The 22,028-nt window shown below is 55.7% G+C and carries 22 protein-coding genes; 18 read left to right on the top strand and 4 right to left on the bottom strand.

Translation table 11 applies throughout. The features are described from left to right. Positions 1-90 precede the first annotated feature (90 nt). Complete coding sequence (locus tag AC1MDE_RS14240) at positions 91-1,398, top strand: multidrug efflux MFS transporter (protein ID WP_479398063.1); 1,308 nt, start codon at positions 91-93, stop codon at positions 1,396-1,398. Here the strand turns inward: AC1MDE_RS14240 and AC1MDE_RS14235 are convergent. Beyond that, positions 1,337-4,417 (bottom strand): beta-galactosidase, encoded by a 3,081-nt coding sequence (locus tag AC1MDE_RS14235; RefSeq protein WP_479398064.1) that lies wholly within the window; start codon positions 4,415-4,417, stop codon positions 1,337-1,339. The genes AC1MDE_RS14240 and AC1MDE_RS14235 overlap by 62 nt on opposite strands. Positions 4,418-4,670: 253 nt before the next feature. Here AC1MDE_RS14235 and AC1MDE_RS14230 point away from each other — a divergent pair, with 253 nt between their 5' ends. The 7 genes from AC1MDE_RS14230 to AC1MDE_RS14200 all read left to right on the top strand — a co-directional run bounded on the left by AC1MDE_RS14230 (position 4,671) and on the right by AC1MDE_RS14200 (position 11,101). Continuing rightward, complete coding sequence (locus AC1MDE_RS14230) at positions 4,671-4,817, top strand: hypothetical protein (protein WP_167347131.1); 147 nt, start codon at positions 4,671-4,673, stop codon at positions 4,815-4,817. A 210-nt stretch (positions 4,818-5,027) separates the two neighbouring features. Beyond that, positions 5,028-5,282, top strand: a complete 255-nt coding sequence (iraP, locus tag AC1MDE_RS14225; protein ID WP_034830496.1) for an anti-adapter protein IraP — start codon at positions 5,028-5,030, stop codon at positions 5,280-5,282. A 136-nt stretch (positions 5,283-5,418) separates the two neighbouring features. Then, positions 5,419-5,721, top strand: a complete 303-nt coding sequence (locus AC1MDE_RS14220) for a PsiF family protein (RefSeq protein ID WP_034830548.1) — start codon at positions 5,419-5,421, stop codon at positions 5,719-5,721. Between the two features lie 235 nt (positions 5,722-5,956). After that, positions 5,957-7,480, top strand: a complete 1,524-nt coding sequence (locus AC1MDE_RS14215; protein ID WP_479398065.1) for a sodium:solute symporter family protein — start codon at positions 5,957-5,959, stop codon at positions 7,478-7,480. Positions 7,481-7,482: 2 nt separating this feature from the next. Beyond that, positions 7,483-8,256, top strand: coding sequence for a 6-phosphogluconolactonase (locus AC1MDE_RS14210; protein WP_479398066.1), 774 nt, complete (start codon positions 7,483-7,485; stop codon positions 8,254-8,256). Position 8,257: 1 nt separating this feature from the next. Continuing rightward, on the top strand, positions 8,258-9,406 hold the full coding sequence (locus tag AC1MDE_RS14205; protein ID WP_479399803.1) for an N-acetylglucosamine-6-phosphate deacetylase: 1,149 nt from the start codon (positions 8,258-8,260) through the stop codon (positions 9,404-9,406). A 159-nt stretch (positions 9,407-9,565) separates the two neighbouring features. Further along, positions 9,566-11,101, top strand: a complete 1,536-nt coding sequence (locus tag AC1MDE_RS14200; RefSeq protein ID WP_479398067.1) for an FAD-dependent oxidoreductase — start codon at positions 9,566-9,568, stop codon at positions 11,099-11,101. A gap of 62 nt (positions 11,102-11,163) precedes the next feature. Here AC1MDE_RS14200 and proC read toward each other — a convergent pair whose 3' ends face one another. Next, a complete protein-coding gene (proC, locus tag AC1MDE_RS14195) occupies positions 11,164-11,976 on the bottom strand; it encodes a pyrroline-5-carboxylate reductase (RefSeq protein WP_479398068.1) in 813 nt (270 codons plus the stop codon). A 141-nt stretch (positions 11,977-12,117) separates the two neighbouring features. Between proC and AC1MDE_RS14190 the strand changes: the two genes are divergently transcribed. Then, complete coding sequence (locus tag AC1MDE_RS14190; RefSeq protein ID WP_034830508.1) at positions 12,118-12,561, top strand: YaiI/YqxD family protein; 444 nt, start codon at positions 12,118-12,120, stop codon at positions 12,559-12,561. Here the strand turns inward: AC1MDE_RS14190 and AC1MDE_RS14185 are convergent, their stop codons facing one another. Next, entirely contained in the window at positions 12,562-13,266 is a 705-nt protein-coding gene (locus AC1MDE_RS14185) for a DUF2076 domain-containing protein (RefSeq protein ID WP_058961466.1), read from the bottom strand. Between the two features lie 286 nt (positions 13,267-13,552). Here AC1MDE_RS14185 and aroL point away from each other — a divergent pair, with 286 nt between their 5' ends. The 8 genes from aroL (at position 13,553) to AC1MDE_RS14145 (ending at position 19,516) form a co-directional block, all read left to right on the top strand. Further along, positions 13,553-14,077, top strand: coding sequence for a shikimate kinase AroL (gene aroL, locus AC1MDE_RS14180; protein WP_034830512.1), 525 nt, complete (start codon positions 13,553-13,555; stop codon positions 14,075-14,077). A gap of 111 nt (positions 14,078-14,188) precedes the next feature. Next, a complete protein-coding gene (locus AC1MDE_RS14175; protein ID WP_058961464.1) occupies positions 14,189-14,380 on the top strand; it encodes a YaiA family protein in 192 nt (63 codons plus the stop codon). Positions 14,381-14,669: 289 nt separating this feature from the next. After that, a complete protein-coding gene (locus AC1MDE_RS14170; protein ID WP_034830515.1) occupies positions 14,670-15,422 on the top strand; it encodes an IclR family transcriptional regulator in 753 nt (250 codons plus the stop codon). 170 nt (positions 15,423-15,592) lie between these two features. Beyond that, on the top strand, positions 15,593-17,152 hold the full coding sequence (locus AC1MDE_RS14165) for an OPT/YSL family transporter (RefSeq protein WP_058961463.1): 1,560 nt from the start codon (positions 15,593-15,595) through the stop codon (positions 17,150-17,152). A gap of 15 nt (positions 17,153-17,167) precedes the next feature. Beyond that, positions 17,168-18,100, top strand: coding sequence for a DUF1177 domain-containing protein (locus AC1MDE_RS14160; RefSeq protein WP_034830519.1), 933 nt, complete (start codon positions 17,168-17,170; stop codon positions 18,098-18,100). 2 nt (positions 18,101-18,102) lie between these two features. Beyond that, positions 18,103-18,780 (top strand): AroM family protein, encoded by a 678-nt coding sequence (locus AC1MDE_RS14155; RefSeq protein WP_160834046.1) that lies wholly within the window; start codon positions 18,103-18,105, stop codon positions 18,778-18,780. Between the two features lie 104 nt (positions 18,781-18,884). Next, the gene (ppnP, locus tag AC1MDE_RS14150) at positions 18,885-19,169 is read left to right on the top strand and encodes a pyrimidine/purine nucleoside phosphorylase (protein WP_034830521.1); all 285 of its coding nucleotides are present in this window, start codon (positions 18,885-18,887) and stop codon (positions 19,167-19,169) included. A gap of 155 nt (positions 19,170-19,324) precedes the next feature. Beyond that, positions 19,325-19,516 (top strand): hypothetical protein, encoded by a 192-nt coding sequence (locus AC1MDE_RS14145; RefSeq protein ID WP_058961462.1) that lies wholly within the window; start codon positions 19,325-19,327, stop codon positions 19,514-19,516. Between the two features lie 541 nt (positions 19,517-20,057). Here the strand turns inward: AC1MDE_RS14145 and rdgC are convergent. After that, positions 20,058-20,969 (bottom strand): recombination-associated protein RdgC, encoded by a 912-nt coding sequence (gene rdgC / locus AC1MDE_RS14140; RefSeq protein ID WP_034830523.1) that lies wholly within the window; start codon positions 20,967-20,969, stop codon positions 20,058-20,060. A gap of 145 nt (positions 20,970-21,114) precedes the next feature. Here rdgC and mak point away from each other — a divergent pair, with 145 nt between their 5' ends. After that, positions 21,115-22,026 (top strand): fructokinase, encoded by a 912-nt coding sequence (mak, locus tag AC1MDE_RS14135; protein ID WP_058961461.1) that lies wholly within the window; start codon positions 21,115-21,117, stop codon positions 22,024-22,026. The last annotated feature ends 2 nt before the right edge of the window (positions 22,027-22,028 follow it).

Genomic DNA, 22,028 nt, shown 5'->3' with positions numbered 1-22,028 from the left:
TTTTTAACCCGATGCCATGTTTTGCCGTCCAGCGATGTTATGAGGTTGTTAGACTGAACCCTCATTTCATTTTTTCTGATGTAGATGCCCATGCTACGCTCCATCGAGTCCTGGAAGGTCAATCTGATTTCGGTCTGGTTTGGCTGCTTTTTCACTGGATTGGCCATCAGCCAGATCATTCCCTTCCTGCCGCTCTACGTTGAGGAACTCGGTATCCATGGCACCAATGCACTGAGCGTCTGGTCGGGTCTCACCTTCAGTATCACCTTCATCGTATCTGCTGCGGTGGCACCGCTGTGGGGCAGTCTGGCTGACCGCAAAGGGCGCAAGCTGATGCTGTTACGCGCATCCTTTGGCATGGGCGCGGTGATTCTGCTGCAGGCGTTTGTGACCGAAGCATGGCAACTGCTGCTGCTGCGTGCGCTAATGGGCCTGACATCCGGTTATATTCCTAATGCGATGGCGCTGGTGGCCGCTCAGGTTCCGCGTGAGCGCAGCGGCTGGGCATTGAGCTGTGTCTCCACCGGACAAATTGGCGGCGTGATTCTGGGGCCGATGATTGGCGGGCTTCTGGCTGACTGGCTGGGACTGCGCATGGTGTTTATTGTCACGGCAGTGCTGTTGATGGTGAGCTTCCTTGTCACGTTGTTCCTGATCAAAGAGACCGGCTACACGCCAGTGAGCAAGCAGGACAAAATGAGCGGACGCGAGGTGTTCCGCAGCCTCGACAATCCTCGCCTGATGATGTGTCTTTTCGTCACCACCATGGTGATCCAGATGTGTAACGGCTCGGTGAACCCGATCCTGACGCTGTTCGTGCGTGAGCTGGCGCCCGATGCGCAGAATCTGGCCTTCCTCAGTGGAGTGATTGCCGCACTGCCGGGCGTTTCGGCGCTGATCTCCGCCCCTCGTTTGGGTAAGCTGGGCGATCGCATTGGCACGCAGCGCATTCTGATGGGCACCATGCTGTTTTCTCTGGTGTTGCTGATGGCGATGTCATTCGTTACCAGCGCCACTCAGTTAGGCGTGCTGCGTTTCCTGCTGGGCTTTGCCGATGGCGCGATGATGCCTGCAGTACAAACGCTGCTGGTACGCCACTCGCGCGATAATGTCACCGGACGCATCTTTGGCTACAACCAATCCTTTATGTATCTCGGCAACGTGGCCGGCCCGCTATTGGGTGCGGCGGTGTCTGCTGCGACCGGCTATCGCTGGGTCTTCTTCGCTACCGCCGTGGTGGTGCTGTTGAATGTCCTGCTTCTGCGCCGCTTCTATCGCCGCCCGAAAACCGAGCTGACTCCACCGCTGAGCCAGCAAGGTGAGGCGGCGAAGAAGTCTACTGGCGCAGCGTCAGCGCGTAGTGCCACTGCTGCTGAGAAAGCAAAAACTCCGGGCTGACGCTGGGGCTCCAGGAATCGTCACCGCCCACGCCCATATGGAAGCCATCAAGGTGCAGCCAACAGCCTTCTTCTTCCCGCAACAGATGGCGATGCGAGGTATCACGCAGCTGTTCGAGGCTGAAGCGGCTGAGCGAGAACGCAAAATCGCCGCTCGCCTGCCAGCTGCCGGTATCAAGCTGGCGCGTACCGCAGCGCAATCCATTTTCACCGGGAAACACATAGGCGGTACTCAGCGAAGTCAGCGGCTGCTGCCAGTGTGAAAACTGCGCCGCCAGCTGACGATCCGGATAGTTTTCATGCGGGCCCAGGCCGAGCCAGCTCACACTCTGCGGCGCGCTCCTCAACTGACAACGCAACCCGATGCGCGCGGGAGCAGGCAAGCCCGGCGCCTGTTGCACCTCGACACTGACGCTCAACTCACCGTTGCCACCGATCTGATAACGCTTGTGGCTGGTAAAGATCACCTGCCCATTGGCCTGCCACTGATGCCAGGTTTCAATCAGCACGCTGTGTTTCAGACTATCGACCTGCATATCCTGCAGCACTGCTTCCAGCTGGTTATAGCCCGCGTGTTTCCAGCGCTCCACCCAGGCATTGGGATCGACATTGGCGGCTTCACTGGTGCCGATATCGTTATCAATCGGCGCGCGTACAAAGCACTCCTGCAATGACGTCAGCATTGTCTCTTCATCGTTAACAAACCACTGCACCAATTCCCCACTGCGGCGCGAGAAGTGCCAACGCTGTTGCGGCAGTTGCACGGCAACCAAATCGTGATTGGCTATCAGCTCTGGCGCGGTGGGCGTGGCATCAATCACACGAGGCATTAACGCGGCGGGCAGCGGCCACTGATCCCAGGCCACGCGGGCATCGGCTTCCGACCATGCGGTGGCAGCGATCTGATGTACCGCGAGATTCAGCCACGCATTCCCTTGTAAATGTTCAGCGGCTGGAATATCAATCGTCTGGCTGCCCTGCGCGACGAGATGCAGCGGCAGTTCGCCCTGCGCGACGGAAACGCCATCCTGTTCAATCGACCAGCGCAGCACTTCATTATCGCTGCTGCGGAACAGGTACTCGCTGGAGATCGTGAAACGCCAGGCATTACTGGCATCGCGCTGGAACTGGAAGAATTGCTGTGCACGCTGCGCTTCAAACAAAGCCGGATGCGGCGTTCGATCGGCAAACACCAGACCGTTCATACAGAACTGGCGGTCGTTAGGCGTGTCGCCAAAATCGCCGCCGTAAGCCTGCCATGGCTGGCCTTGTTCGTCATAACGCGTCAGGCTTTGATCGACCCAATCCCAGACAAAACCGCCCTGCAGGCGCGGGAACTGACGGAAAGCCTGCCAGTATTTGGCGAAGCCACCGAAGCTATTGCCCATGGCGTGCGCATACTCGCAGAGGATCAGCGGACGCGTTTCACCCGGCAGGCCAATCCATTTTTTCAATGACCACTTCGGTACGGCAGGGAAGGGCTGATCTTGATCAACGCGCGCATACATTGGGCAGACAATATCGGTGGCGGCAGTATTGGCGCCACCGCCTTCATATTGCACCGGACGGGTCGGATCGCTGCTTTTCACCCATTGATAGAGCGCATCATGGGTACTGCCATGGCCGGACTCATTGCCGAGTGACCAGATGATGATACAAGCGTGGTTACGATCGCGCTGCAACATGCGCGTGACGCGCTCGCTATAGGCGGCGAACCAGCGTGGATCGGCCGATAAACGGTTCATGGGCTGCATGCCGTGGGTTTCAATATTGGCCTCATCGACGACATACAGGCCATATTCATCGCACAGGCGATACCACAGCGGATGGTTGGGATAATGCGCACAGCGAACGGCGTTGAAGTTGTGGCGTTTCATTAATTCAATATCGCGCCGCATGCTGGCTTCATCCACCACCTGGCCATTTTCCGGATGATGTTCATGACGGTTAACGCCGCGAATCAGCAGGGCCTTGCCGTTGACGCACAGTTGACCGTTTTCAATGCTGACACGCCGGAAGCCGACATCGTAGGCTTCGGCTTCAATCACCTGCCCGTTGTCATCCAATAGCGTCACCACGGCACGATAGAGATGGGGCGTTTCCGCACTCCACAGCAGGGGATTTTTTATCGGCAGCACCAGCAGCGCGCGCTCTGGGTAATGCCCACGTTCGTCAATCACCGCACTGCCCGGCGCTTGTTCTTCACTGCCGATGCAGGTTTCGTCCTGCCACAGGCTCACACGCAGACGGCACTGATTAAGCGGGTGTTCGCCGGCGTGAATTTTGACACTCACGCGCAGATCGCCACGGATATATTCCGGGCTCAGCGCCGTTTCGATTTGCACATCGGCCAGTTGAGTCGATGGCTTATGCAGCAGGCTGACGTCGCGGAAAATCCCGCTCATGCGCCACATGTCCTGATCTTCTAAATAGCTGCCATCGCTCCAGCGCAACACCATCACTGCCAGTCGGTTCTGGCCACGCTGTAATGCCTGACTGAGATCAAACTCGGCGGGCAGGCGGCTGTCCTGTGAATAGCCGATCCACTGGCCGTTACACCACAGGAAAAAGGCCGAGTTAACGCCGTCAAACACAATGCGCGTTTGTCCTTGCGTCAGCCAACTCTCATCGACATTGAATGTGAGCGAATAACATCCGGTGGGGTTTTCCTGAGGAACAAACGGCGGGTTCACAGGAATCGGATATTGCACGTTAGTGTAGATTGGCGCGTCAAAGCCATGCAGCTGCCAGTTTGCAGGCACGGGCAGGGAGTGCGCGCCAGGCAAATCCTGCAGCAACCAGCTTTGTGGCACCGCTTCAGGCTGTGAGAAATAGCTGAAACTCCAGTGTCCATTCAGTAACTGGTGTGATGGAGAAGGGGCATCGTCGCGCGCACTGACTTCATCGCGCCAGCTGGAAAACGGCGGATGGGCACCCAGACGGTTCAGGCTAGTGATCACCGGATTTTCCCAGTCGCGACGCGCCAGGATATCACTGAGAGAAAGGGTGGGCAGGGTCATGGTAAGATCTCATTGATTGTAATGCGCTCACATTGCGTCATTTCGCGCGGCGTGTAAAGTGATCGACCGCCCGCAATGGTTGAAATTTTCTTCAATATGATGATGCCTCTGTGGTTTTTTTGCGGGCGTAGTGCCAGTAATTTGTTAAGCGTGGTGAGCAGAGATGAATAGCGCCGGGTTGCAGAGAATTCTGTATTGTCGTGCCCGTTACCGCCTCATACACTCAGCCCGATTTCACCATCCAGAGGTAATTATGGTCCGTATTATTAAAATCGCTGCCGTTGTGGCATTGGTGGCCGCGCTGAGCGGTTGTATCTTCCCACCGCCGGGTGGCGGAGGCGGTTGGGGTGGTCCTGGCGGCGGTGGCGGTCCAGGGCATGGCTTTATGGGACCCCATTAATTAGCGCCAGACGTTAATGCATGATTACGCGCGAAACGTTTCGAAGAAGCATGACCAATGAAGTGAAACGTTTCGCCGTTACATATTGAAATTCCGTTTCTTTTTTAACGCTGCGCTTATTCTAAAATTTAAGCAAACCGCCAAAAATCCCTGTTGTTTTAACCCCCTCAATGCTAACGTCTGTTTTCCATCTCTTATTGAGCCTGTCGCATGAAAAACCTTATCGCGGAACTTCTGCTAAAACTGGCTGAGAAAGAAGAAGAGTCAAAAGAATTAGTGGTCCAGGTAGAGGCATTAGAAATTGTGCTGACGGCCATGCTGCGTAAGCTGGATCCTGAACAATTCAACGAGATTGCGGCCGGTATCGCCACCGCGATGCCTCCACTTGCCCCTGCGGCAGAAACCCCAGATACCACTCTGCTGCGTAACTACGTTGAAAAGCTGCTGAATCATCCCCGCGTGTAAGCGTCACGCCACGCTGAAGAACCGATTTTGCTGTTAGCGTGCTCGCAGCAAGCTCTGGACGAGGGAATATATTTTTTTCTGCATTGCTTATTTCCTGCCATGATTAAGAGGCAATAATTCTATGGAGATTCCGGCAATGAAATCGTGTCTTTTGGCAATGATAGCAGCAGGCCTGCTGTTGGCGGGCAATGCGGGTGCAGCAGAGAAAACCGCCCAACAAAATAAAATGACCATGTGTAATCAACACGCATCTTCTCAGGATTTAAAAGGGGATGCGCGTAAATCCTTCATGAGCGACTGTCTGAAAAAAGACAGCAAGATGGGCAGCATGACGCCGCAGCAAATGAAGATGAAAACCTGTAATACCGACGCGGCTGATAAAAAACTCAGCGGCGATGCACGTAAGACCTTTATGAGTTCCTGCCTGAAAAAAGCCTAATCGAATTGCACCTGATTTAAGGGTTCATACTGTGTATGAGCCCTTTTTTATTGCTTCTCACTCGCTCCCATTCATCGGTCAGAAGAAAAAGTAATAGCCGGAGCGTCGTCACATTTTAAACGCGGTAATGCTGCCAGGATGCATTAATCATAAATAAGGACTAATTAAAAAATAATCTATCCTTCCCCTCGAACCGGATGCTTTCGTCGGGCAGATTTGACCTGTGGAGACGGCTATGAATGTGCTTGATTATGCTGTGATGGCGCTCTATGCGCTGATGATAGTGGCCATTACGCTCTGGGCGATGCGTAAAGTCGGCAGTACGCGTGATTTCTTTGCGGCAGGCGGGAAAATGCCCTGGTGGTTGTCGGGCGTCTCGCATCATATGTCCGGCTACAGTGCGGCCGTGTTCGTGGCCTATGCGGCAGTGGCTTATAACATGGGCATCACCATCTATTTCTGGTGGGCGTTTCCCATCTCCGTTGCGGTATTAATCGGGTCGCGGTTGTTTGCTCCACGCTGGGCCAGACTGCGAATCCATATGAATATCGAATCGCCGATGGAGTACCTCGCCACGCGTTATAACCTGCCAACGCAAATGGTGCTGGCGTGGAGTGGGGTGCTGCTGAAAACCTTCGACGTCGGCGCCAAATGGGCCGCCATTGCCGTAATCATCAATGTCTTTACCGGGTTAGATCCGTTGATTGGCATCTGTATCTCCGGGGCGCTTAGCCTGTTTTATACCGTGATGGGCGGTTTATGGGCCGATGCCTGCAATGATTTCGGCCAGTTTGTGGTGCAGTTTGTCGCCGCGATGGTCATGGTGGTGGCCGTGGCGATGCATCTGGGCGGTTTCGGCGAGCTACTCACCATCTGGCAACACCTGCCTGCCACCCACACCGACATCGTTCAGGAGCCGTATACGCTCGGCTTTATCCTCGCCTACTTTGTGATTTACACCCTGAGCTACAACGGCGGCACCTGGAATCTGGCACAGCGCTTCATCGCCGCACCGGCGGGTCGCGATGCACGTAAAGCGGCGTTGCTCTCGGCCGCACTTTACCTGATCTGGCCGCTGATACTGTTCTGGCCGATGTGGGCGGCACCGCTGCTGTTCCCCAATCTTAGCGATCCCTCACGTTCATACTCTGTGATGGCGATGGAATTACTGCCGAATGGGTTAATAGGATTAGTGCTGGTGGCGATGTTCACTCACACACTGTCGATGACTTCATCAGATGCCAATGCCATCACGGCGGTGGTTACGCGTGACATTCTGCCCGGCATGCTGCCGCGCCATTTTCAGCGCGGTAAAAGCTCGCTGCTCGTCGCGCGTCTGACGGCTTTTCTCTTCATCATCACCACGTTGATTATCGCCATGAATGCCAGCCGTTTCGGCGGTGTGCTGTCTCTGCTGATTATCTGGTTCGGTGGATTAGTGGGGCCCATTTCGATTCCGATGCTTTTAGGCTTACTGCCCGCATTTCGTCGTAGCGGCAGTGCCGCGGCGCTGATGAGTTGGGCCGTGGGCGTGGGCACCTTTTTCTGCGTGAAATTTATCTTTACTGATGTCAGCACTGCCACTCAGGTGGCCGCCCCCGTGATGTCATCGCTGATGCTGTTTGTGGTGATGGGATGGCTGCGTCGTGCACCGGTCAGTCCGGAAGTCGACGCGCTGCTCGCGGCACTCAATCAGGATCAGGATATGCCCGCCAGTGCGCACTGGCCGAAAAGTCACAACGCTTCTCAGGAGGGATAAGAATGACGCTTTTACAACAGGGAAAGCGCGACCGCTTGTGGGTCAAGCGCTTCGCCCATCGTGATGCATTAGGTATCGCGGCGGCAGAGGATGCCATCGCCCATTTGCAGCAATTACTGCAACAGCAGGCGGTGGTGCGGATGGTATTTGCTGCCGCCCCCTCACAACATGAGTTTCTTGCCGCGCTGGCTGCCGCGCCGAATCTCGACTGGTCGCGTATTCACGCGTTCCATATGGATGAATACATTGGGTTGAATGAAGATGCGCCGCAGCGCTTTAGCCATTTCCTGCGTGAACATCTGTTTGACCGGGTACAACCTGGCGAAGTGTATCTCATCCCTTCAGGTGGCGATCCTGCGGGAGTGTGTCGCGAATATGCGCGCAAGTTGGAGGCGGCACCGATCGATGTGGTCTGTCTGGGCATTGGTGAAAATGGCCATCTGGCCTTTAACGATCCGCCGGTAGCGGATTTCAGCGATCCGCTTAGCGTCAAGACAGTGCAACTGGATCACGCCTGCCGTCAGCAGCAGGTCAACGACGGCTGTTTCCCCACACTCGAGCAGGTGCCGACGCACGCGGTGACGCTGACCATTCCCGCTTTGATGCGTGGCACCAGGTTGTTCTGCATGGTGCCGGGTGCGACCAAACGGGCAGCGGTGCAGGCAACATTGCACGACGCGATATCCACGGCTTGCCCGGCAACCCGATTGCGCCAGCATCCCAACTGCACGCTATATACCGACGCCGATGCCTGCGCGGAGGTGATTTTTGACTGAAATGCTATTACGCGGTCGCGATTACCGCACGCTGGATCCGATTGAGCTCTACATGTGTGAAGGCCTGCTGGCAGAGGTGCGATCGTTGCCAGAGCCCGACAACGATCTGATTCTGGCGCCGGGGCTGGTGGATTTGCAAGTTAACGGCTTTCAGGGCGTGGACTTTAATCACTTTCCTTTTAGCGAACAGGATGTGCTGGATGCCACGCGCGCGTTGTGGCAACAAGGGGTCACCAGCTTTATGCCGACGGTGATCACCGCTCAGCCCGGGGAGATTGCGCAAGCGTTGCAGCAGCTGGCCAGCGCCTGTGAGCACTATTCGGACGTCGCGCTGGCGGTGCCGGGTTTTCATCTGGAAGGGCCATTTTTGTCACCGGAGGACGGCCCGCGTGGTGCGCATCCACGGGAGGCGATCTGTGCGCCGGATATGTTCCTGTTTGAAAGCTGGCAACGGGCCGCGCAGCAGCGCATTGGTTTGCTGACGCTCTCACCGGAATGGCCGCAAAGCGGCGAGCTCATCCGACATTGCGTGGCGCAGCAGGTTCGGGTGGCGATTGGGCACACTTCGGCCTCTGCCGCGCAGATTCATGATGCGGTGCTGGCAGGCGCTTCGCTTTCAACTCATCTGGGCAATGGTGCGCACCTGCAACTGCCGCGCCATCCCAATTACATCTGGCAGCAGCTGGCGGAAGATGCGCTGGCGGCCACGCTGATTGCCGATGGTAATCATCTGCCCGCAGAGGTGTTGAAAGTCTTTATGCGGGCAAAAGGCGAGCAGGCGCTGCTGGTGAGTGATGTGACCTGCTTTGCCGGGCAGCCGCCAGGGATTTACGATTCGGCAATAGGTGGACGTGTGCAGTTGAGCGTGGAAGGGCGGCTCAGCATGGCGGATGCGCCCCAGCTGCTGGCCGGTTCCGCGCGTGGGCTGCTGGATGGCGTCAATTTTCTGCTGCGGCAACAATTAGCCTCTTTGCCGCAGGCGATTGAGATGGCATCGATTCGTCCGGCACGGCAGTTAGATTTGCCACAGCAGCATGGGTTGGCACCCGGCGCGCCGGCGGATGTGTTGTTGCTGAAACCCCAGCCAGATGGGAGCGTGGCGTTAGTTGCGTGTATCAAACAGGGCAAAAAGGTGTGGCAAGCGGCTTAGCCTGAAGCGCGATTTTATTTTCCTCACTAACGGTGTGATAAGTAATAGCTTATCCGCCGTTACGCTTTGTTTCTCCAGCGAAATCCTCCTGCTTTGCCAGGCTTACTGTTTGTAGGGATGTAATGTCGTCAAATCCAATAACAACGCAGGAGGCTAATCGTGAGCTATCAATCTGTCGTGGAACTCAAGTCGCTGGCGCAGCGCAAACCCACCAAATTCACCGTGGGTGATATCGATATGGTGCTGGTTCGCGATGGCGAACGGGTGCAGGCGTTGCAGGCAAAGTGTCCCCATGCGGGAGCGCCGTTAGAGCAGGGCGCAATCTGCGGCGATAAGCTGGTGTGTCCGTGGCACAAGGCGGTATTTCAACTGCGTGATGGCAAAATGTGTGAGCCGCTGGCATTGGCCAATCTTAAACGCTATCCGGTGCGTGTTGAACAGGGCAAGGTGCTGGTCAATCCGCAGGCGATGTCGCCTGCCAGCGCCCCCGCCGCTCAGGGCGAATCGCCGGTGTGCGTGATTTTAGGTTCTGGAGCCGCAGGCAGTGCGGCGATCTGGACGCTACGTGATGAAGGTTTTAGTGGCCGCATTGTGCTGGTGGAGCGCGAATCTGCCGCCCCTTACGATCGCACCGCGCTGAGCAAATTTGTGCCCTCGGGAAAAATGGCGATCGAGGATGTGCCTAAACTGCTTAAGCCGGATGTGCTGGGTTCGCTACAGCGCATTCAGGGTGAGGTCGCGCAACTCAAGGCGCAGGATCAGACGTTGATTCTTGCGGATGGTCAGACAGTGAAATTTGACCAGCTACTTATTGCCAGCGGCGGCGTGCCGCAGCCGCTTAACATCCCCGGTAAGGATTTGCAGGGGGTGCATCTGTTACGTTCGCTAAATCAGGCGGATGAACTGCTCAAACAGGTGGATCAAACAGAGCAGCTGGTGATAATCGGCAATAGCTTTATCGGTATGGAGATGGCGGGCGCGCTGCGCAATCGGGATGTGGATGTCACGGTGATTGCCCGTCATCCACTGCCGTTTGCAAAGCAGTTTGGTGAAGAGATTGGACGCCATTTTTACGAACTGCATCGCAGCAATGGGGTGAAATTTGTTGAGGGTAAGCCGGAAGCGCTGGAAGGGGATGAGCAGGTGCGTGCGGTGCGCCTAAAAGGGGGTAAATCCGTGCCAGCAAGTCAGGTGCTGTTTGCCACTGGCGTGAAACCGGCGACAGATTTCATCCACGATTTGCCACTGCAGGACGATGGCAGCCTGCTCGCCGATGGGCAGCTACGTGTTGCTGAAAATATCTGGGTCGCGGGTGATATTGCCAGTTATCTCACGCCGCGTGGCCCGCAGCGCATTGAACACTATCGTGTGGCACATCAGCAGGGACGTATCGCGGCACTCAATATGCTGGGTAAAGGAGTGATGTATGATCGCGTGCCGTTTTTCTGGACTGCGCACTACGGCACGCGCTACGAATATCTGGGCCATGCCGAAGAGTGGGACGACTACCGACTGCTGGGATCGCTTCAGGACAAAAGCTTTATCGCCTTTTACTGTCGTCAGGGCATCATCGCGGCGGTGTGTTCAGCTGGGATGTACACGCTGACCGCGACGCTGGTGGAAGCCATGCAGCAACCGATGACGCTGGCGCAAGGGCTGGCGCTATTTGAAGCCTATCAGGGACAGGGCGCGTAAAGGGGGGCAAGACTGGGCGGGATCAGGTGCGCGGACAGACGCACCTGATGAAACCCAATAGGTTACTGCTTACTTAATGCTTCGGACTTGGCCATGCACTGCTGCATCGCGTTGATCACCGCCGCGCGGAAGCCTTTCTCCTCCAGCACTTTCACCGCTTCGATGGTGGTACCGCCAGGTGAGCACACCATATCTTTCAATTCGCCAGGGTGTTTACCGGTTTCCAGTACCATCTGCGCAGAACCTTTTACCGCCTGCGCGGCAAATTGATAAGCCTGCGCACGCGGCATACCGCCAAGCACGGCAGCATCTGCCATTGCTTCGATAAACATAAATATGTAGGCCGGAGCCGAACCACTCACACCGACCACGGCATGAATCAGATATTCATTTACCACCGCCGCTTTGCCGAAGCTCTCGAAGATGCCAACCACTTCGTCGACTTCATGCGGTTCCACCAGTACGTTAGGGGTAATCGAAGTCATGCCTTCGTTCACCAGCGACGGTGTATTCGGCATCACGCGGATGATTTTGCGGTCGTGCCCCAGCACGGCGGCCAGTGAATCGAGGGTGACGCCTGCGGCGATCGACACCACCAGCGAATCCTTCTTCAATTGACCCGCGAGATCTTTCAGCACTTTGAGAATCACATTCGGTTTCACGGCACCAAACAGGATATCGACTTCACGTGCCAGACTCTCTGGGCTTTCAGCCGCTGTCACGCCATATTGCTCTGCCATCGCCTGATTGGTGGCCGGTTTGCGGTCGCAAACCCAGATGTTAGCCGGGGCAATCAGCCCGCTGTTGACCAGTCCGCTGATAATGGCCTTCGCCATATTGCCGCAGCCGATAAACCCGATTTTCTTCTCCAGCATCGCTCTATCCTTTAAGTGTTCATTTTCTCGTGCGAGTTAGCTTACGACAGCTGTGCTGAATAACAAGCCGCTTAAAAATATTTGCCATTCTGCCGCAAGCGGGCAAGATCGCCTGCAATTCTGTAGGAAAAAGGAAAACACATGTCGATTTGGGTTGATGCCGATGCCTGCCCCAATGTCATCAAAGAAGTGCTGTACCGAGCCGCCGAACGCGCCAAAATCACCGTGACTTTCGTGGCGAATCAGCCGCTGCGCGTACCGCCATCACCGTGGCTGAAAACGCTGCAGGTCGCGGCGGGATTTGATGTGGCTGATAACGAGATAGTGAAGCGTGTGCAGCCGGGCGAGCTGGTGATCACCGGGGATATTCCCTTAGCGGCAGAAGTGCTGGAGAAGGGCGCTGCGGCGTTGAATCCGCGCGGCGAGCGCTACTCACCGGATACCATTCGTCAGCGTCTGACCATGCGTGATTTTATGGAAACAATGCGAGCGAGTGGCGTGCAAAGTGGCGGCCCGTCGGCGCTAAACCAACGTGACCGCCAGCTGTTTGCTAACGAATTGGATAAGTGGTTACGCCAGCGCTAATCAGACGAAGCTGTCATCGTCGTCGTAGTCGCCGCCACCAAAGTCACTGAAGTCGTTGTTATCCGCAAAGCTGTTGTTATCCCAGCTGGCGTTGTCGTTCAGGAAGGCATTGTTGCTGTCATTACCGTTAAAGGTATCGAGGCTGTTATCCACCTGCGGCAGCGCCGGTTCGTTGATGATATTCACAATCTCTTCCGGCTGAGAATGATGGAACATGCTGGTGAGCATATCGGCCATCACCACACCCCCGGCCACACCTACAGCTGTCTGTAATGCACCACCGAGGAAACCCGTGCCGCGCGCAGGCGGAGCCGCATATTGCTGTTGGGGCTGCGCGTATTGCTGCTGAGGCTGCTGCGGCGCGCTGCCCCACACTGGCTGTTGCTGCTGCGGCGCAGACTGGCGAGAACCGCCGCCAAACAGACTCGACAGGAAACCACCGCTGCTCTGCTGCGGTGCTTGCTGTTGTTGTTGCTGAGCCTGTGCCAGGCGATTCTCCAGATCGGCCACCTGAGCGTTGAGTTTTTTCAGCGCTGCTTCCTGAATCAGGATTGCCTGTGACATGTAATAAGGCGCACCAGGCTGGCTCTGCAAGTGCTGTTTAATCAGCTGCTCGGCACCGGCATCACGCGGCCCGCTCTGGGTTTCAGCCTGTTTCAGTCGGCTAAAGAGATTGTCAATTAACTGTTGTTCTTCGTTCTGCATGGTGTGAACCTCCAATGATTCGTACCTCCTTATATGTGGTCAACGTGACAGAAAGTAAATCAGTGGCCTGGTAAGGAAATGTTGCCCGTGCTTACAAATAGGTTGATGCACGAAACGCGCATCATTTTATCTTTATTAATCATGTTGATAATGAATTCAGGGCCGTAAATACGCGTAAATCGTGCTTCGCGGGTGGCTGATAAAATAAAATCCAGGTATCATGCGACGCAATATTGACCTGATGACCTTGCCCGTGCGGCATAAATACGGCGGAGGATGAGCCCGGATGTCATTACCCATCTATCTGATCGGCGCACGCGGTTGCGGTAAAACCACCATCGGCCAGGCCCTTTCTCAGGCGCTTGGTTATGCCTTTAGCGATACCGATCATAACCTGCAGCTCACGACGCAACGCACCGTGGCGGAAATCGTCGCGGCTGAAGGCTGGGACAGCTTCCGTGCGCGCGAAACTGAATCGCTGCGGGCGGTCACAGCGCCGGCAACGGTGATTGCCACCGGCGGCGGGATGGTGTTGGCTGAGGTGAATCGTCGCTTTATGCGCGAACATGGGCAGGTGATTTGGTTAAATGCCCCGTCAACGGTACTGGCCGATCGTCTTGAACGTCAGCCCGAAGCCGCACAGCGCCCGACGCTAACCGGTCGTCCGATTGCCGAGGAGATGAGCGATATTCTGCGCGAGCGCGCGCATCTTTACCGGCAGACCGCGCACCATGAAGTGAATGCCATGCAGGCGCCAGAACAGGTTGTTGATCAAATTCTGCAATCCCTCTCGCTCGCCCGCGCCAGCTAACCCCTTCAGATTTATCCCTCTTTTTTCTCGCGATCCTCCATTGTCTATACTTTATTAGAGACAGGGGGATCGCCGCTGTCTGTGTGGAAACCAGACATAAGAGGGAAATCTATGCCAACCAAACCACCGTACCCGCGAGAAGCGCGCATCGTTGCCGTAGAGAAAGGCGCGGCAGACAATACCGTGACCTGGTATGAGTTACGCGCTGACCATCCGAAGCCCGATTCACTGATCAGTGAGCACAAAACTGAAGCCGAAGCGCAGGATGCCAAAGCGCGTTATGAAGACGCGGATAAAGAGTAAATCTCGCGGGCAGGGACGCCTGTTAATCAGTGATTACTTTCCGTGGCTAAACAGTTATTTTCAACTGCCTTAAAATGACTAATATGCCCGCCAGAACCGCCATCTTTTTTGCTGTTATTCCTGCTTGCCTGATAACGTTACTTTATTTTCAGTTTGCGCCGTATTTTATGCTGCGTTAAATCGACGCAAATATAGCCGGTTCAAAATTTGCGCTTGACCCGATCAGCAGAGCGAATTACTTTCACTGTATTGATATAGGAACTCAGTTCCACATAGTGAAACCGACGCCATGACCACACTCGAAAACGCCGCTGCCGTACTTAAGCTTTTCCAGCGCTTTGGCGTGACGCAGGGCCATCCGGGCCTGACCTTCACCGAGGTGGTTGACGCGTTGGGATTGCCGAAAAGTACCGTTTCTCGCCTGCTGGCGACCATGGAAAGTGAAGGATTGCTTGAGCGTGATCCCGATAGTCGCTGTTTCCAGATTGGTCGTGTGTTGCTTTCAGTTGCGGGGCACTACTTATCTACGCCGTTGGTGGATAGCGCTTCTGCGCCAATGGCGCAGTTGGCGGCTAGCAGTGGTTGTATGGGGTACATCTCCGTGCTGGATGGGCAAGACGTTCTGGTGATGCGCATGTATCACGGCCGTTTTTTCACCCAACTCGTCACGCCGCCAGGTACGCGTGTTTCCCTTTCTGGTACCTCTACCGGGCGCGTGCTGCTGGCACAGTTGAGTGATGACGAAGTGCGTGCGCGTTTTGCCGATGACTGGCAAGCCGCATCCGCAAACTCGCCGCTGAACATTGATGCACTCTGTAAAGAATTAGCGGTGATTCGCCAGCAGGGCTGGGCACTGGCACGCAATGAGACGTTGCCAGGCATCAGCTCACTGGCGGTGGCGGTCACCAATAAGCATCGCGGCGAAAGTGCCGCACTGTGTCTCTCGTTTCTCTCGCAAGAAGCGGCCCCGGGTTATCCGGACGCGCTGCTCAGCGAACTGCGCGCAACGGCTGCATTGATGGCCGAGAAATACGGCGCATAACCTTATTTTCGATTTAAAGGCGTTTATTCGCGCCACACCAGGGAAATAGCAGGTCTTCGGACCTGCCTATTTCAAAAATCAGGGAACGATTTATTAAAAGCGTTGATGTCCCGCGTGTCGGGCATAAAACGTATTACGCGTTTTCTACAGGGTGAAAATACGGGGATAATATGCGTCAACATAATCCAATAAAAAGTATCGGCGTGGGCTTAATGCTGGTTCTGCTGTCTGTAGCAGGTGCCATCATCGGGGTTCAGCTGATTACCACCATTGGGGTGACACCCAATACCTCTATTATCGGTGCGCTGTTTGCCATGTTGCTGGCGCGCATTCCTCTGCAATGGTTCCGTCGTTATCGCTCCATCGAAGTACAGAACCTTGCGCAAACCGCCATCTCTTCTGCCACCTTTGGTGCGGCGAACAGTCTGCTGATGCCGATTGCCGTGCCGTGGGCGCTGGGTGAACCGCAGCTGGTACTGCCGCTGTTTGTCGGTGTCAGTGCGGCGATGCTGCTGGATGCCTATCTGCTATACCGCTTGTTCGATACCCGCGTGTTCCCGGCCAGCAATGCGTGGCCACCGGGCGTAGCAGCCGCGGAAGCGATCAAAGCCGGCGATAAAGGCGGCCGTCAGGCGTGGTTGCTGGTGGTGGGTATTGTCGGCGGCATTGCCGGTTCGATGTTGAAAATCCCCATGTCGGCCTTCGGTACTGCTTTTATTGGCAATATCTGGGCGCTGAGCATGTTGGGTATTGGTTTTCTGTTGCGTGCTTATGCGCAACCGGTTGCTGGTATCGATATCAATGCGTTGTATATCCCACACGGCATGATGGTCGGCGCAGGATTGGTGGCGCTGATTCAGGTCGTGCAGGTGATTGTCAGCCGTCGCAACGATCAGCTGAATGTCAGCCGCAGCGACAGCGAAGTGAAGCGTTCTCTCGGCTTCGGCACCGTTGGCTACATCATCATCTCCACGCTGCTGGCACTGGCGGGCGGTTTGTGGAGCCAGATGGGCTTGCCGATGCTGGTGCTGTTTATCGTGTATGCCGCGTTTGCTGCCTTCGTGCATGAATTGATTGTCGGCATCGCCGCGATGCACTCAGGCTGGTTCCCGGCCTTTGCCGTAGCGCTGATAACCCTGATCCTCGGTATTCTGCTCGGCTTCCCGCCGCTGGCGCTCTGCCTGTTGTGTGGCTTCACCGCCGCAACAGGACCTGCCTTTGCTGATATGGGCTACGACCTGAAAGCCGGTTTTATCCTGCGCGGTAACGGTGCCGATCTGCAGCAAGAGCTGTGGGGCCGCCGTATCCAGTTAATCGCCGCGATGATCGCCTTTGTGATCTGTATTCCAGTGGTGTGGTACGCACACAACCTGTTCTTCGCCGAAAACCTGCTGCCGCCAGTGGCACGCGTTTACGCCAAAACCATTCAGGCCGGTGCCGAGCCAGGCATTGCCGGAAGTTTGCTGATGTGGGCGATTCCGGGGGCGATTATTCAGTTTATCGGTGGGCCGAAGCGTCAGTTAGGCGTATTGCTGGCGACCGGTTTGTTAATCAACAACGCCGCAGCAGGTTGGGCGGTGATGGTGGGGATCGCACTACGTATCCTGATCATTCGAGTGTGGGGCGAGCGTGGACGTTCACCGATGGAGGTGATGGCCGCAGGGTTTATTGCGGGCGACGCGCTGTACAGCTTCTTCCATTCTCTTTTTGCCAGTAGCACCAAGAAATAACCCAGGGAATTCAATATGAGTTTACAGCAGACACTGCAGGTTTTTGAGTTACTCGATAGCGCCTACGTGGATGGCCAGCAGGTGGTGGATCTTTTTGCCAGTTACCCAGGCGTGACCGCCAGCTTCAAGCGCGTCACCGGCCCGAAAGGGCGTACTGATTTCGTGCGCATTGATATTCCTGGTGCGCAGGGCAAGAGCAAAGGCGGCACCGCACCCACGCTGGGCATTGTCGGTCGTTTAGGTGGCATCGGTGCGCGTCCAACGCGTATCGGTATGGTGTCGGATGCAGATGGCGCAGTGGCGGCGGTGAGCAGTGCGCTGAAGCTGGCACAGATGCAGACCAAAGGCGATGTGCTGGCGGGTGACGTGATTATCACTACTCACATCTGTCCGGATGCGCCAACCCGTCCGCATGAGCCGGTGGATTTCATGGACTCGCCATGCGATGACATCACCATGAATGACAACGAAGTGATCGACGGCGTGGACGCGATTCTCTCCATCGATACCACCAAAGGTAACCGTATCCTGAATCATAAAGGCTACGCGATTTCGCCGACAGTGAAAGAGGGTTACATCCTGCGCGTATCAGAAGATCTGCTGCGCATTATGGAGATGACCAGCGGTCTTCCTGCTGTGACCTTCCCGATCACTACGCAGGACATCACGCCTTATGGCAATGGTGTGTATCACCTTAACAGCATCCTGCAGCCGTCAACCGCCACCGATGTGCCAGTGGTTGGCGTGGCGATCTGCGCGGAATCGGTCGTGCCAGGTTGCGGCACCGGTGCCAGCCATGAAGTCGATATAGCGGCGACCGTGAAGTTTGCGGTGGAAGTGGCGAAAGAGTTTGGCCGTGAAACCTGTCAGTTCTATGACAAACAAGAGTACGCATTACTACACTCTTTGTATGGTAGTCTCAGTCACCTGCGTACGCGGAAAGCTTAATGATGAAACAGTCCCTGGTTACCTTAACGATTGGTCAATCCCCGCGTAGCGATATTCTGCCGCTGCTGCAGGATCACTTACCGGAAGAGCAAGTCGCTCATGCCGGATTACTCGACGGGCTGACACTCGCTGAGGTGGAGCAGTTCTTCTCGCCTGAAGCGGGTGAGAAAGTGCTGGTTTCGCGTATGACCACCGGCGAGCAGGTGCGCCTGTCGGGGCCAAAAGTTGAGCAGGGACTGCAACGCAAGATTACGGCGCTGGAACAGCAGGGCTACGATACGATTTTGCTGCTGTGTACCGGTGAATTTGGCACGCTGAAAACCGAAAAGGCGCTGTTGCTGGAGCCGGACCGCATTATCCCACCACTGGTCAAGGCCATCGTGCAGGAACATAAAGTGGGGATTGTCGTGCCGGTAGAAGAGCAGATCGCTGAGCAGGCCAGTAAATGGCGGAATCTGAACAGCGCGCCATGCTTTGCCGTCGCCAGCCCTTATCTGGCACAGCAAAATGATTTGATCGAGGCGGGCCTGTCGCTGCAAGAGCAGGGGGCGGATGTGGTGGTGCTCGACTGTATTGGCTATCACCAGAAGCACCGGGATTTCCTGCAGAAAATGCTGGGCATTCCGGTACTGTTATCCAACGTGCTGGTGGCGAAGTTAGCGGCAGAGTTGATCGTCTGACTGAGGCCGATCACAAGTCGCGATCTGTATTGCTTTTTCGCGTGACAGATCAGCGAGTTCCCTTGTAATCTGCCAGACACCATAATGTGCTGTGAGGAAGTAACATGCTCAACGTAAGTGAGTATTTCGACGGGAAAGTGAAATCCATTGGTTTCGACAGCGTGACCATTGGCCGTGCCAGCGTTGGCGTGATGGCAGAAGGTGAATATACCTTCGGTACAGGACAGCCGGAAGAGATGACGGTCGTGAGCGGCGCACTGAAGGTGCTGCTGCCAGGTGAAACCGAGTGGAAATGGTACGAAGCCGGTTCGGTTTTCAACGTGCCGGGCCACAGCGAATTCCACTTGCAGGTGGCTGAGCCAACGTCTTATCTGTGCCGCTACTTGTAAACGCTGACTTTCAGCATGAGTCATTATTAAGCCGGGAATGCTTTTAGCATTCCCGGTTTCTTTTTGGCTTCAGCATAGCCAGGAATCAAACTGAGGTGTGTCTATGTTGAGTCTGGTAAAGCTATCTTCATGAGAATAGGAAAGGATGTTTTCCCATGGTACAGATCATATTCAATAAAGCCGCGCTTGAACGTTTGGTTAGTCCTGAACAGCCTGAAGATGAACGCCAGAAGAACGCATTGTTTGAATTGGCAATAATCGCAAAACATGAAATCGCAAACGATCAGGGAATGACATTGAGGGAAGCTCTGGCGAAATTACGCATTGCCAGAACGAGACATCGGTAAATTGCCGTGTTTTCTTTTGTGCGGAAGTGCGGGCCAGTGCACCTCTGTTGCTGCCGGGCCGTCCTCACGCCGCTTCGCGGTGCCTTCGGCTGCAACGTCGTGCCGGGCGGATCGTTCGGGTATGGCCATCCATGGCCGACCCGAACTGCCTGGCGCATCCATGCGCCAGTCTCCTGGCACAACGTTGCAGCCTCAGCGCTGCGGATAGCCCTTGCAGCAGCAGAGGTGCTCTGACCTTCACTATCGTGCCCTCTTTAACAACACGCACTGAAGCTTCAGAGCAGGCTGGTGCCGTTCAGGGGCTGGCAATCCGCAGCGCGGAACGTAATGAGGATGCCAGGAGAGCACGCATGGATGCGGGCGAAAGGCGGGGCGGCACACGATGTGCCATCCCCGCCGGTCCGTCAGGCAGATGAATGAAGTGAAGGTACCGCGTTAGCGGCGCGAGGACCGCCAGCCCCTGAACGGCACCAGACTGCGTTATCAACCGTCGCTTAACGGACAAGCACTACGCTACAGCGGGGGGTGATCAATAAAGGCTTCAGCGCTTGGCTTCGCCGCCTAACGCTTCCACCAGATTACTGATCAACGCGGCCAGTTCGCCGGTCATCAGGGTGAAATCGGCATCAAAACGCTGGGCAAAATCATCGCGGTCGATGTCGTCATTCTGCTCACGCAACGTGTCGCTGAACTTCAGACGCTTGATCGAGGCATCGTCGGCAATCACCAGCTGAATACGCTCCTGCCAGTCCAGAGCCAGTTTGGTCACCACTTTGCCAGCTTCGATGTGGGTGGCGATCTCATCGGAGATCAGATCCTGTTTCTTACACCGGATCACGCCGCCGTCTTCCAGAATCGCTTTCAGCTCTGCTTCATCCATCAGCGCGAAACCGGCCGGCAATTCACCAGAACGCACCCATTCGGTCAGCGTCAGCTCAATCGGGGTTTCCAGCGTTAGCGGCACCACCGGCAGCGAACCGATGCTTTTACGCAACAGCGCCAGGGTGTCTTCTGCTTTTTTAGCGCTGGCGCAATCGACAATGATCAGGTTGTTCACGGTGTCGATCCACATAAACGTCTGACTGAAACGGCTAAACGCGCGTGGCAGCAGGCTATGCAGCACTTCATCTTTAAGCGAGTCTTTCTCGGTCTTCTTCAGCTTGCGGCTCTGTTCCGCTTCCAGCTTGTCGATCTTCGCTTCCAGCGCCTGCTTCACCACCGGCGAAGGCAGGATCTTCTGCTCAGTGCGGGCGCAAATCACGATCTGGCCGTTGATTTCATGCGTCAGCGCTTCGCCGCGGTTGCCCATCGGTGACACCCAGCCGGTTTTCGCCATATCCTGGCTGCCGCACGGCGAAAACGTGAAGGCGTCGAGCTGTTTTTCCAGATCGTCTGCGGACAGCGGGATGTCACGATTCAGACGATAAACCATCATATTTTTAAACCACAACATCGGGATTCCTTACCGTGGGTGCGATCGGGCGCACAAGTCTCAAAGTCAGCGCGCATGATAGCGAAACATCGGATTGGTTTCATTGCCTTTCCCGATTCAGCCTTCTACTGTATCTGTCACCTGAACGAATAATGAGGAATAAATCGTGCGTATTGGGATTGATTTAGGCGGTACCAAGATTGAAGTGATTGCGCTCTCCGATCAGGGGCAAGAGCTGTTCCGTCACCGCGTCAATACCCCGCGCGATGACTATGCCGCCACAGTCCAGGCGATTGTGGATTTAGTGCTGCTGGCAGAGGAGAAAACCGGGGAAAAAGGCACGGTGGGCATTGGCATTCCCGGCACGATTTCGCCGTACACCCAGCGGGTAAAAAACGCCAACTCCACCTGGCTGAATGGACAGCCGCTGGACAAGGATTTGGCGCAGGCGCTGAATCGTGACGTGCGCATCGCCAATGACGCGAATTGTTTAGCGGTTTCCGAAGCGGTGGATGGTGCAGGCGCGGGTCAGCCGTTGGTGTTCGCGGTGATCATCGGCACCGGTTCGGGCGCGGGCGTGGCGATTGGCGGTGAATCGCGCATTGGCGGCAATGGTAATGCGGGCGAGTGGGGCCACAATCCTTTGCCGTGGATGGATGAAGATGAACTTCGCCATCGCGAAGAAGTACCTTGCTATTGCGGTTTGCAGGGCTGTATTGAAACCTTTGTATCGGGTACCGGCTTTGCCATCGATTATCAGCGTTTGAGCGGTAAAGCATTGAAGGGCGCAGAGATCATCAAACTGATTGAGCAGCAGGATCCGGTAGCAGAGCTGGCGATGAGCCGTTACGAAATGCGCTTAGCTAAGTCGCTGGCGCAGGTAGTGAATTTGCTCGATCCGGATGTGATCGTGCTGGGCGGCGGGATGAGTAATAACGATCGCCTGTATCAGACAGTGCCAGCCCTGATGAAGCAGTGGGTGTTTGGCCGCGAGTGCGAAACGCCAGTGCTGAAAGCGGTGCACGGCGATTCAAGCGGTGTGCGCGGTGCGGCATGGTTGTGGCCGCTGAAATCCTAGAA

Source organism: Pantoea folii (assembly GCF_056678875.1).
The sequence above is the reverse complement of the archived record's forward strand: the minus strand, read 5'-3'. Positions and strand labels throughout refer to the sequence as shown.

Excerpts from the sequence above, each read along its gene's own strand:
- AC1MDE_RS14175 (WP_058961464.1), top strand. The coding sequence starts at position 14,189 with ATGCCAACCAAACCACCGTACCCGCGAGAAGCGCGCATCGTTGCCGTA.
- proC (WP_479398068.1), bottom strand. The coding sequence starts at position 11,976 with ATGCTGGAGAAGAAAATCGGGTTTATCGGCTGCGGCAATATGGCGAAG.
- AC1MDE_RS14160 (WP_034830519.1), top strand. The coding sequence starts at position 17,168 with ATGAGTTTACAGCAGACACTGCAGGTTTTTGAGTTACTCGATAGCGCC.
- AC1MDE_RS14155 (WP_160834046.1), top strand. The coding sequence starts at position 18,103 with ATGAAACAGTCCCTGGTTACCTTAACGATTGGTCAATCCCCGCGTAGC.
- aroL (WP_034830512.1), top strand. The coding sequence starts at position 13,553 with ATGTCATTACCCATCTATCTGATCGGCGCACGCGGTTGCGGTAAAACC.
- AC1MDE_RS14230 (WP_167347131.1), top strand. The coding sequence starts at position 4,671 with ATGGTCCGTATTATTAAAATCGCTGCCGTTGTGGCATTGGTGGCCGCG.
- iraP (WP_034830496.1), top strand. The coding sequence starts at position 5,028 with ATGAAAAACCTTATCGCGGAACTTCTGCTAAAACTGGCTGAGAAAGAA.
- AC1MDE_RS14210 (WP_479398066.1), top strand. The coding sequence starts at position 7,483 with ATGACGCTTTTACAACAGGGAAAGCGCGACCGCTTGTGGGTCAAGCGC.
- AC1MDE_RS14220 (WP_034830548.1), top strand. The coding sequence starts at position 5,419 with ATGAAATCGTGTCTTTTGGCAATGATAGCAGCAGGCCTGCTGTTGGCG.
- AC1MDE_RS14240 (WP_479398063.1), top strand. The coding sequence starts at position 91 with ATGCTACGCTCCATCGAGTCCTGGAAGGTCAATCTGATTTCGGTCTGG.
- AC1MDE_RS14235 (WP_479398064.1), bottom strand. The coding sequence starts at position 4,417 with ATGACCCTGCCCACCCTTTCTCTCAGTGATATCCTGGCGCGTCGCGAC.
- AC1MDE_RS14145 (WP_058961462.1), top strand. The coding sequence starts at position 19,325 with ATGGTACAGATCATATTCAATAAAGCCGCGCTTGAACGTTTGGTTAGT.
- ppnP (WP_034830521.1), top strand. The coding sequence starts at position 18,885 with ATGCTCAACGTAAGTGAGTATTTCGACGGGAAAGTGAAATCCATTGGT.
- AC1MDE_RS14165 (WP_058961463.1), top strand. The coding sequence starts at position 15,593 with ATGCGTCAACATAATCCAATAAAAAGTATCGGCGTGGGCTTAATGCTG.
- AC1MDE_RS14170 (WP_034830515.1), top strand. The coding sequence starts at position 14,670 with ATGACCACACTCGAAAACGCCGCTGCCGTACTTAAGCTTTTCCAGCGC.
- AC1MDE_RS14205 (WP_479399803.1), top strand. The coding sequence starts at position 8,258 with ATGCTATTACGCGGTCGCGATTACCGCACGCTGGATCCGATTGAGCTC.
- rdgC (WP_034830523.1), bottom strand. The coding sequence starts at position 20,969 with ATGTTGTGGTTTAAAAATATGATGGTTTATCGTCTGAATCGTGACATC.
- AC1MDE_RS14215 (WP_479398065.1), top strand. The coding sequence starts at position 5,957 with ATGAATGTGCTTGATTATGCTGTGATGGCGCTCTATGCGCTGATGATA.
- AC1MDE_RS14190 (WP_034830508.1), top strand. The coding sequence starts at position 12,118 with ATGTCGATTTGGGTTGATGCCGATGCCTGCCCCAATGTCATCAAAGAA.
- AC1MDE_RS14185 (WP_058961466.1), bottom strand. The coding sequence starts at position 13,266 with ATGCAGAACGAAGAACAACAGTTAATTGACAATCTCTTTAGCCGACTG.